We start from the raw sequence: 10,450 nt of genomic DNA, 5'->3' as shown, positions 1-10,450 counted from the left end.
CAACCTGCCGCAACTTCGTTACAATTTCCTCAGGCTTGAGTCGTTTCGTTCCCATTCTGATCCTCCGTTTTCCTAAACATAACGGCGGACCACTTCAGTGGGGGAGGATCAAGGTACCGCCCCGTTTTTCCAGGGGAGGTGGCATGAAGTACTCATCCGACAAAGACATCCATCGATTGATAAGAAACCTGGTTTCCCAAGGCTGGCAGTTCAAACGCCGCTCTAAACACGGTCGCCTTATTTCGCCCAGCGGCGCCGCAATCACGGTGTCGACGAGTCCGGGTGACAGGAAAACGTTGCAAATTCTCCGGTCTCGAATACGCCGAGCCAACGAAAATTAGAGCAGATTTTGGGTGGGGCCATTCGCTGCAACAAATGAGCTCTTGAACTCCGGCTGGCGCACATCAACACCCCGACGGCGGCCTGCTGAACCAAGATCCATCTTTCGTCCAGCTACGTGGCCCCAACAAACCTAACTTTTTGTCGCTGCGGGCAGCCTTCATTCTGTCCGCACATATTTTCGCAGGCCAAAGCCGATCGGTTATCTCGCATCAACAAGGGCGCCTACATGGACCCAGCCGTTCATTAAACTCGTGCCTTCGGCGATACGCTGGATGCACCATCTGGTTGAGGCATTGATGCCCCCACAGCATTTTGTAGTCGCTACGAAGAATCGCCCGGTTTTATTAACGCATTACGCGGCGAACCACTATCCACCGCGTAATTGTCAAATGTATTCCTCAAAGCTATGGCGGACTGAACAGTCGTTGCTCGCACCCCCAACGAAGGTCCGCTTCGGCCAATTAGCCGAGCCTCAGCATCCGAGACATGAAATCAGAAAAGGCAGCACAGATGCCGCCCTCGGTGCCATCTAATTCATGTCGCGACCAACGCAGTGGCCTACCCGCGCCCTGCGGCGAGGACGACATACGATGATAGCTCTTTGGATAGAGATCAGGTCGCCAGGCGGGGAGACTGAAAGTTAGTAGCCAATTGTCGATCTTGAACTCATCTGCCGTCCAGAATGCGTCCAGACGAAACGGCAGGATGTTCTCAAGAAGTGGTTGGTAAGCCGCAGGCGTGCGATCATTGATCGCCAACAGCACAACGACATCGTGACAGTATTCCAGATAGACTACTGGGATAGGCTCAATACGAAAAACCGAACCTTGGACCCGGTGCCTTTCACTCAGAGCTTGGAGATCCTTCTCGAAAAAAGAAATCGACCCCGGGTAATACCTTTTGATCCATGTGCCATGCCAAGCGTTCCGCCCGTAACCAAGATAAAGCATCTTTCCGAAATGAATGTCACGAGGAAGGCGACTTCGTTCTGCCAAAGATGACGGTGGTATTCTTGTAAGGTTGCAGTATTTCCTTCTTTGCGCTTCTCGCTCCTCGTATTCTCGAACAAGCTGTTGATAGTCTTCCATAGTTTGCTCCAACCACGACGGTCTGAAATTGCAATCAGCACCGCTCTTCAGCCAATTTCAAGCAGAAGATGAAAGTTTGACTGATGGTGCCTCTGATTGGCACGACACTCCGAGATAAACGTAAAATTCGTGATTTAGCGGTGGCTGCGAGGCCAACGAACGCCACTCAAATTATTTGCTGTAATTTGAATACAGAAAAACATTGACACTGGACTCTAACCGTGAAATCTCTGTATCAACATTACAGGGAGATTCCATGATTCTGAGCGAAATTTGCAGCATAGCAACTGGGTACACAACCCGCGGCCGACTGGAGCCAGCTCAGTCGGGCGGCTCTCTCGCAATCCAGATGCGCGACGTTCAGGAAGGCAGAGGCTTGGATACGGATACTTTGCAGCGGTGTAAATTCGACACCCCGGTGGAGCGCTTCTTGGTGCACGGCGGGGAAATCATCTTCAAATCGCGTGGCGAAAGCAACACTGCGGTGGCAATCGGACAGTTAAGCGAACCTGCGGTCGCAATCCTTCCCCTGTTTATTTTACGCCCAAAGAACGATGTCGTACTTCCCGATTACCTCGCCTGGGCCATCAACCAGCGCGAAACCCAAAGACGCCTTGATGCAGAAGCTCAAGGAACCGGAGTCAGAATGATTTCCAAGTCAACTCTTGAGCGGATTGAACTCCCCTTGCCAGACATCGAAACTCAGCGTCTGATCGTGGCAATCGCAGATCTCGCATCCCGGGAGGGCACACTCCTACAAGAACTCGCCAACCGCCGGGAGCAATTGTCCAGCCTAATCCTGGCAAAGTGCGCAAGAAAATCGCGAAAGGAGGAAACTCGGCAGTGACCGATCAAATTACTCAGGACCAAGTCAACAGTGCCGCTTGGGCGGCTTGCGACACATTTCGAGGCGCAGTCGATCCCGCCCAATACAAGGACTACATTCTCGTAATGTTGTTCCTGAAGTACATTTCGGACCTTTGGAACGACCATCTCGAGGCCTACCGTAAGCAGTATGGCGACGATGAAACCCGCATTCGGCGGCGACTCGAGCGCGAGCGCTTTGTCCTGCCCGAAGGCGCCAGCTTCTATGATCTCTACGCCCAGCGGAACGAGGCCAACATCGGCGAGCTGATCAACATCGCGCTGGAACGGATCGAAGACGGCAACCGGGCCAAGCTCGAGGGCGTCTTTCGCAACATCGACTTCAACTCCGAAGCCAATCTGGGTCGACCGAAGGACCGCAACCGCCGCCTGAAGAACCTGCTGGAGGACTTCGCCAAGCCCGCCCTCGATCTGCGCCCTTCGCGCATTTCCGAAGACGTGATTGGCGAGTGTTACATCTACCTCATTTCGAAATTCGCTTCGGACGCCGGCAAAAAGGCCGGTGAGTTCTACACTCCTGCTGCCGTTTCGCGCCTGCTTGCCAAGCTGGCCGCGCCGCAGCCCGGCAACACGATCTGCGATCCCGCCTGCGGGTCCGGCTCGTTGCTGATCCAGGCCTCGCAGGAAGTCGGGTCTGAGAACTTCGCCCTCTACGGGCAGGAGGTGAACGGGGCGACCTGGGCGCTGGCTCGGATGAACATGTTCCTGCATGCCCGCGACGCCGCGCGCATCGAATGGTGCGACACGCTCAACAGCCCCGCGCTGGTCGAGGGCGACCACCTGATGCGGTTCGACGTGGTGCTCGCCAACCCGCCTTTCTCGCTCGACAAGTGGGGGGCGGAAAATGCTCCCAGCGACCAGTACAACCGTTTCTGGCGCGGCGTGCCGCCCAAGTCCAAGGGCGACTACGCATTCATCACCCACATGATCGAGACCGCCAAGCGGCAGTCTGGCCGGGTTGCCGTAATCGTGCCGCATGGCGTGTTGTTCCGGGGCGGGGCCGAGGGCCGCATCCGGCAGCAGCTGATCGAGGAGAACCTGCTCGACGCTGTCGTCGGCCTGCCAGCCAACCTGTTCACCACCACGGGGATCCCGGTCGCCATCCTGATCTTCGACCGCTCCCGCGAGGAAGGCGGCGCGAACGCCGACCGGCGCGACGTGCTGTTCATCGACGCCAGCAAGGAGTTCACGCCGGGCAAGACCCAGAACGTGATGGACGAGGCACATGTCGCCAAGGTGCTGGAAACCTACGCCACCCGCGCCGAGGTCGAGCGGTATTCGCACCGGGCCAGCCCCGAGGAGATCGCCGAGAACGGCTACAACCTCAACATCCCCCGTTACGTCGACACCTTCGAGCCGGAGGAAGAGATCGACGTCGCCGCCGTGCAGGAGGACATCCAGCGGATCGAGGCCGAGCTGGCCGAGGTGCGGGCAAAGATGACCGGGTATCTGAAGGAGCTCGGCGTTGAAGTTTGATGGGTGGAAAAGCGTCGCGCTCTCCGAACTGGCAACGTTCCAATCAGGAGGCACGCCAAACAAAGGGCGGTCATCTTTTTGGGGTGGGCCGATCCCGTGGGTGACCGTCAAGGACATGAAGGCCATGCGCCTGAATGGGGTGGGTGAAAGCCTCACTGAGGAGGGTGCCAAAACCGTTCGAGTCGTCCCTGCCGGAACCGTTTTGGTGCTTGTGCGCGGCATGGGCCTGTTCAAGGACTTGCCGGTGGCTCTGTGTGATCGCCCCGTAACCTTCAATCAGGACATCAAGGCACTCGTGGCGAAGGACGGTGTTGACAGCGAGTATCTTGCGTTCGCCCTCATCGCCCGAAAGTCCGACATTCTTCGGCATGTTGACAGCGCCGGGCACGGCACGGGTCGGCTCGATACTGACTTATTGAAATCGACGCCGCTTCCACTCCCCCCGCTCCCCGAACAGCGGAAGATCGCCGAGATCCTGCGGACCTGGGACGAGGCGCTCGAAAAGCTCACCGCCCTCCGCGCGGCGAAGCAGGATCGGTTCACGGGCCTGACGCAGCAGATCGTGGGGCGCGGCGGGGCCTTCCCCCAACAATGGCCGCTCAAGGCGCTGTCGGCAGTCTCGACCCCAGTTCGGCGCAAGAGTAAAGGCGACAATCATCCTGTGATGACGATCTCGGCGAAGTCCGGTTTCCTCATGCAGTCCGACAAGTTCGCTCGCGACATGGCGGGCCGAAGCGTCGAACGCTACACGCTGCTGCACGAGGGCGAGTTCGCCTACAACAAGGGCAACTCCAAGACCGCCCCCTACGGTTGTGTCTTCCGCCTCGACCGGCCGACTGCGCTGGTCCCCTTCGTCTACTACTGCTTCGCGCTGAAGTCGGGTCTCGATCCCGAGTTCTACGAGCATCTCTTTGCTGCTGGTGCGCTGAACCACCAGCTCTCACGCCTGATCAACTCCGGCGTCCGCAATGACGGGCTGCTCAACCTCTATTCCGACGACTTCTACAGCTGCCGTGTGCCGGTACCGCCGATTGACGAGCAACGAAAAATCGCGCGGGCCCTGACGACCGCAAAGCAGGAATTGGAGTTGATTGATGAAGAGATCGAAGCCCTGACCCGTCAGAAACGTGGGCTGATGCAGAAGCTGCTGACAGGCGAGTGGCGCGTGAATTCAGAGAAGGAATTGGTATGAAGGTACTTGGATTTCGCGGTGACCCGAAGGCCCCCCGCTACGCCGTCGTGTCGGAGGTGGGCGGGGCCTACACCTTGGAGAACGCCACCAGCGACAACAAGCTGTCCGTCCCCGCCTCGATCTCAGAGAACGCCGATGCCGAGCGGCTGGACTGGCTGTACAACGAAATCCTCGCGATCTTCGATGCCCACCCCGACATCGCCAAGGTGATGATCAAGCAGAATGAATACACACAGAGCGACACCAAGGCGAAGCGCAAGTCTGCGCATGCTGATGCTGCCGTCGTGCTCGCCTGTGCGCATCGTGGCATCCCGGTCGAGCTGAAGATCTACTCGTCCATGCCAACTACGAGCAAGGACACGAAGCAGCACGCCGAGGCCCGGGTCGGAAGAACCGACAAGTACTGGGACAACAAGATGGCGGACGCCGTGAATGCGGCATGGTGGGGGCTGAAACGGCCATGAACCAGCTTGTCCCTGTAACGCTCATGCCTGGCATCAGCCTCTACAAGTACCACTTGCTGAGCAAGATCGGTGAGGGATCACTTGGCGAGGTTTGGCTGGCGCGGGAAGGTGCCCTACAACGGGACTTTGCCATCAAGATCCTGAAGCCACGCTTCACTGTTGACCACAGGCTGAAGGAAGCCCGGATCGGGAACGTCCTCTCCCACAATAATCTTGTCCACGTCTATCAAGCCGACGTTGTGAACGTTCAAGGCTCTGACGTGGTCATCCTCGCCATGGATTATCAGCCAAACGGGTCGGTCGAGACCTTGGCAAATCCTGCGGGGTATCTTCCTCTTGGAGCCGTTCTGCGGATAGCCCGGGATATCCTTCAGGGGCTGGAACACCTCCACTCGCGGGGCTTCTTCCACAACGATATCAAGCCCGGGAACATTCTGATTGGCCCGCAACAACAAGCAATGCTTTCAGACTATGGCATCACCGGGATCTCGTCGAATGGAGCGCCGGTGCCAGCGCCGGATGCCTACTTACTGCACCTGGCCCCCGAAGTCGCAGCCACGGGCAACATTGGCGTCAGCTCAGACATCTTCCGGGTCGGAATGACCCTTGCGAGGCTTCTGATCCACCTTGATCACCTTGGTGCGGTCTGGTCTCAGATCGGGCAAGCAGAGTTCGAACGGGCGATTTCAGCTGGAAAGCTGCTCACATCCAAGGACTTCGGTTGCCACATCCCGCCAGCTGTTCGGCGCGTGATCCTGAAGGCCGTCGATCCCAATCCGGCAAAGCGGTACACCAGCGCCCTCGAAATGCGACGCGCGCTCGAGAAGCTGCACTATCCCGGGCACTGGACCGTCGACGCTGCCGGCAACGAGGTCGGCAAGTGCGGGACCTACGAATTCTCCCACTCGGTCTCGCCTGTGGCAGCCGGGAAGTTCGACGTGACCTGTAGCAAGCGCAACGTGGTCTCGGGCAATACTCAGCGCGTCACCCAGTTCTGCAGGCGTGGTGTAACCCAGAAACAGGCGGAAAAGATCGTCGCGGACTTCAAGCAATTCGTGGTGACCGGGAAATGACCTTCAACGCCGCCGAGAAACACCAGTCCCAAGTTCCAGCACTGCAGCTGCTCGTGGCGCTCGGGTTCACCCCGCTCTCGCAAGAGGAAGCGCTGCGCCTCCGCGGCGGGCGCCTCCGGAACGTTGTGCTGGATGATGTGCTCACCGAGCAGCTGATGCGCATCAACTGCTTCACGCATCGGGGTCGCGAGTACTCCTTCGACCTCGAGGACGCGCATGAGGCAATGCGGCGGCTTAAGCCCACGCCGGACCGGCTAAAGGGTCTCCGCGGAACGAACCAGGACATCTACGACACGCTCGTTCTCGGCACGACCATCACCAAGTCCATCGACGGCGACTCGAAGAGCTACTCGTTCCGCTACATCGATTGGGAGCGGCCGGAGAACAACGTCTTCCACGTCACCGCAGAGTTCTCGGTCGAAAGGACCGCATCGAGCCAGACCAAGCGCTGCGACATCGTCGCATTCGTGAACGGCATCCCGATCCTGGTGATCGAGAACAAGCGTCCGACCGAGAGCCTGAAGAAGGCGGACAGCCAGCTGATCGGCTACCAGAACGAGGACAACATCCCGCAGCTCTTCCATTTCGCCCAGCTGCTGATCGGAATGAACCGCAACGAGGCGCGCTACGCGACCGTCGGGACGCCGCGGAAATTCTGGCAGACCTGGCGCGACGAGGAAGACACCGACGAGGCCATCGCGCCCTTTGCCAACCGCGTGCTCACCGCAGCGGAGAAGGACGCCATCTTCTCCGGTGATTTCGCCAGCGCGCGCACTTATTTCGACGCGCTGGCCGCTGAGGGCGAGCGCGCGGTCACGGTTCAGGATCGGACGGTGTACGCGCTGTGCCGCCCCGAGCGGCTGCTCGATCTTATCCGCCGCTTCACCGTGTTCGACGGCGGCGTCCGCAAGGTCGCGCGCCATCAACAGTTCTTTGGCATCCGGCGAGCGGTCGAGACGGTCAAGCAGCATGATGTCAGCGGCGCCCGCAAGGGCGGCGTGATCTGGCACACACAGGGCTCGGGCAAGTCGCTGACGATGGTGATGCTTGGGCGCTCGCTCGCTCTCGAGCGCAGCATCGAAAACCCGCGGATCATCATCGTCACGGACCGCGACGATCTCGACAAGCAGATCAAGGACACCTTCAAGTCCTGTGACCTCGAACCGGTTCGGGCGACGAGTGGGTCTCATCTTCTGGAGCTCGTCCACAACAAGGCTCCGCTGGTCACCACGATCATCAACAAGTTCGACACGGCGCTGAGGAACAGCAAGCTGGCGGACGAGGATCCGAACATCTTCGTGCTGGTCGACGAGAGCCACAGGACGCAGACGGGGCGCTACGGCGGACACAGCCAGTTCGCCGCGAAGATGCGGCGCCTTCTGCCCAAGGCCTGCTACCTCGGCTTCACCGGCACACCCCTGCTGAAGAAGGAGAAGAACACGCTTTCGACCTTCGGGCGGCTGATCCACCGCTACGCCATCGACGAGGCGGTCGCCGACGGCGCCGTCGTGCCGCTGCTCTACGAGGGACGGCTTGTCGAGCAGCAGGTCTCGGGCACCGTGATCGACCGCTGGTTCGAGAAGATCAGCGAGGGGCTAACCGACAGCCAGAAGGCCGACCTCAAGCGCAAGTTCTCCCGGATGGACGCGCTGTCGAAGACCGACCAGGCCATCCGAGCCAAGGCGTTCGACATCTCCGAGCACTATCGCCAGCACTGGCAGGGCACTGGCTTCAAGGCGCAGCTCGTTGCCCCCTCGAAGGCCGCAGCCGTCCGCTTCAAGGAGGTTCTCGACGAGATCGGCCACGTCTCGAGCGCGATCGTCATTTCGCCGCCGGATGAGAACGAGGGCAACGAGGAGGTCGACCAGGAATCCAAGGACCTCGTCCGCCGCTTCTGGTCGCAGATGATGGCGCGGTACAAGACCGAGGAAGAGTACAATCGCCAGATCATCGATGCCTTCAAGGGCTCCGGCGATCCCGAGATCCTGATCGTTGTCTCTAAGCTGCTCACCGGCTTCGACGCCCCCCGGAACACGGTGCTCTACGTCTGCAAGTCCCTGAGGGAACACAACCTGCTGCAGGCGATTGCGCGCGTGAACCGCCTATACGAGGACGGCGGTACGGAGAAGCAGTTCGGTATCATCGTCGATTACGAGGGGCTGCTGGGCGAGTTGGACAGCGCCCTGACAACCTATAGCGCCTTCGAAGGTTACGAGGCCGCGGACCTCGCAGGGACGGTGCACGATGTCCGGGAGGAAATCCGCAAGCTACCCCAGCTGCACGATCAGCTTTGGGACCTTTTTAAGCCGGTGAGGAACAAGAAGGATATGGAACAGTTCGAGCAGCACCTCGCTGACGAGGCGCTGCGCCATGAGTTCTACGCACGCCTCAAGGCGTTCAGCCGCTGCCTGCACATCTCGCTCTCGTCCGACAAGCTGTTCGATGTCTTCGACGAGACCAAGGTCGATGCCCTGAAACGCGATTGGAAACAGTTCTCCGAACTCAAGCGCTCGGTCCAGCTCCGCTATCAGGAAACGGTCGATGTCCGCGAGTTCGAGCCGAAGATCCAGAAGCTCCTTGATGACCACGTCGTAGCAATGCCGGCGGAGACCATCATCGAGGTGGTCAACATCAATGATCCCGACGCGCTGAAAGCCGTCGTCGAAGAGACGGGGGTTTCCGAGGCCTCGAGGGCCGATCGCATCGCCAGCGCGACCCGGCGGGCGATCACCGAGAAGATGGATGAGGACCCGACGTTCTACAAACAGTTCTCCGAGCTGCTCGAAGAGACCATCCGCGCCTACCGCGAGAAGCGGCTGTCTGAGCGCGAATACCTGAACAGCGTCGTGGACCTCGCGAGCAAAGTCGCACGCAAAGATCGCGGCCGAGATGTTCCGGAAAGCATTCGGGGCGACGAGGATGCACAAGCGTTCTTCGGGATCCTTGACGGTCAGCTCAAGACCGACGGCGATGAGCTGGTAGCCGGCGACGATGTCGCAGCGATCGCTCAACAGATCATCGACATCATCAAGTCCCACCTGATCGTGGACATCTGGTCGAACGAGGTGGCCCAGAACAATCTGCGCAACGCCATCGATGACTTCTTCTTTGACGTCCTGCGCGACGAGAGGGGCGTCGACCTTCCTGTAGAGGTGCTCGACGATCTCGAACTGAGGATCATGGACCTCGCCCGGGCTCGGTTCGCTGCATGACGCGGGAGTTGCACTGCCTGCAGTACGGTAAGCAGGAGATCCAATACGAAATCGTCCGCCGCCCGAGGACGACACTGGAGATCGCCGTCGAGCCGGATGCGTCGGTGGTGATCGCGGCCCCGGAGGATGCGACACTGGACGCAATCGAAGCCAAGCTGCGGAAGCGCGCAGCATGGGTGACAAGGCAGCAACGGTACTTCTCCCAGTTCCTGCCGCGGACGCCGGAGCGCAGGTTCGTCGCCGGAGAGACGCATCTCTACCTCGGGCGCCAGTACCGGCTGAAGGTCGTGCCGCATGTGCAGGAAGGCGTGAAGCTGATCCGCGGCTTCATCGTCGTGCAGACTCACCGGCCGACCAGGCCGGAGGTGACACGCGAACTGGTCGAGGCATGGTACCGCGATCGGGCTCACATCAAGTTTCCTGAGCGAGTCGAGTTCTGTCTTGGACTATTCCCAGATCCAGAAGCCTTTCGGCCAATAGGACTCATCGTACGTCAGATCCGGCAAAGGTGGGGATCAATGTCTCCGGCCGGTCGCCTGCTGCTCAACATCCGATTGGTGCAAGCCCCTATAGACACAATCGACTACGTCATAACGCATGAGCTCTGTCACTTGGCCGAGCCCCATCACGGCGCAGCGTTTTACAAGTTGCTCGAAGTCGTCATGCCAGATTGGGAAAAAAGGAAGCGCCATCTGGAAATTGTCATGTCTTAGGGAAA

8 protein-coding genes are annotated in these 10,450 nt (G+C 59.3%); 7 read left to right on the top strand and 1 reads right to left on the bottom strand.

The genetic code is table 11. The features are described from left to right. Positions 1-803 precede the first annotated feature (803 nt). Positions 804-1,430, bottom strand: coding sequence for a hypothetical protein (locus AC2FME_RS16820; protein ID WP_496801048.1), 627 nt, complete (start codon positions 1,428-1,430; stop codon positions 804-806). A 202-nt stretch (positions 1,431-1,632) separates the two neighbouring features. On the opposite strand from AC2FME_RS16820, the gene AC2FME_RS16815 reads away from it, so the two are divergent. Genes AC2FME_RS16815 through AC2FME_RS16785 form a run of 7 tightly spaced genes read left to right on the top strand, consistent with a single transcriptional unit; the run spans position 1,633 to position 10,445 of the window. Then, on the top strand, positions 1,633-2,277 hold the full coding sequence (locus tag AC2FME_RS16815) for a restriction endonuclease subunit S (RefSeq protein WP_496801047.1): 645 nt from the start codon (positions 1,633-1,635) through the stop codon (positions 2,275-2,277). After that, positions 2,274-3,791, top strand: a complete 1,518-nt coding sequence (locus AC2FME_RS16810) for a type I restriction-modification system subunit M (RefSeq protein WP_496801046.1) — start codon at positions 2,274-2,276, stop codon at positions 3,789-3,791. The genes AC2FME_RS16815 and AC2FME_RS16810 overlap by 4 nt, the downstream gene beginning before the upstream one ends. Beyond that, on the top strand, positions 3,781-4,983 hold the full coding sequence (locus tag AC2FME_RS16805; protein WP_496801045.1) for a restriction endonuclease subunit S: 1,203 nt from the start codon (positions 3,781-3,783) through the stop codon (positions 4,981-4,983). The genes AC2FME_RS16810 and AC2FME_RS16805 overlap by 11 nt, the downstream gene beginning before the upstream one ends. Beyond that, positions 4,980-5,447 carry a hypothetical protein gene (locus tag AC2FME_RS16800; RefSeq protein ID WP_496801044.1) on the top strand — a complete coding sequence of 156 codons (468 nt, stop codon included), beginning with the start codon at positions 4,980-4,982 and terminating at the stop codon, positions 5,445-5,447. The genes AC2FME_RS16805 and AC2FME_RS16800 overlap by 4 nt, the downstream gene beginning before the upstream one ends. After that, a complete protein-coding gene (locus AC2FME_RS16795) occupies positions 5,444-6,520 on the top strand; it encodes a serine/threonine-protein kinase (RefSeq protein WP_496801043.1) in 1,077 nt (358 codons plus the stop codon). Before AC2FME_RS16800 ends, AC2FME_RS16795 begins: the two co-directional genes overlap by 4 nt. Further along, the gene (locus AC2FME_RS16790) at positions 6,517-9,732 is read left to right on the top strand and encodes a type I restriction endonuclease subunit R (RefSeq protein WP_496801042.1); all 3,216 of its coding nucleotides are present in this window, start codon (positions 6,517-6,519) and stop codon (positions 9,730-9,732) included. Before AC2FME_RS16795 ends, AC2FME_RS16790 begins: the two co-directional genes overlap by 4 nt. Beyond that, a complete protein-coding gene (locus AC2FME_RS16785) occupies positions 9,729-10,445 on the top strand; it encodes a M48 family metallopeptidase (protein ID WP_496801041.1) in 717 nt (238 codons plus the stop codon). Before AC2FME_RS16790 ends, AC2FME_RS16785 begins: the two co-directional genes overlap by 4 nt. The last annotated feature ends 5 nt before the right edge of the window (positions 10,446-10,450 follow it).

Source organism: Ruegeria sp. BHSC026 (genome assembly GCF_059613065.1).
The sequence above is the reverse complement of the archived record's forward strand: the minus strand, read 5'-3'. Positions and strand labels throughout refer to the sequence as shown.

Excerpts from the sequence above, each read along its gene's own strand:
- AC2FME_RS16820 (WP_496801048.1), bottom strand. The coding sequence starts at position 1,430 with ATGGAAGACTATCAACAGCTTGTTCGAGAATACGAGGAGCGAGAAGCG.
- AC2FME_RS16800 (WP_496801044.1), top strand. The coding sequence starts at position 4,980 with ATGAAGGTACTTGGATTTCGCGGTGACCCGAAGGCCCCCCGCTACGCC.
- AC2FME_RS16795 (WP_496801043.1), top strand. The coding sequence starts at position 5,444 with ATGAACCAGCTTGTCCCTGTAACGCTCATGCCTGGCATCAGCCTCTAC.
- AC2FME_RS16790 (WP_496801042.1), top strand. The coding sequence starts at position 6,517 with ATGACCTTCAACGCCGCCGAGAAACACCAGTCCCAAGTTCCAGCACTG.
- AC2FME_RS16785 (WP_496801041.1), top strand. The coding sequence starts at position 9,729 with ATGACGCGGGAGTTGCACTGCCTGCAGTACGGTAAGCAGGAGATCCAA.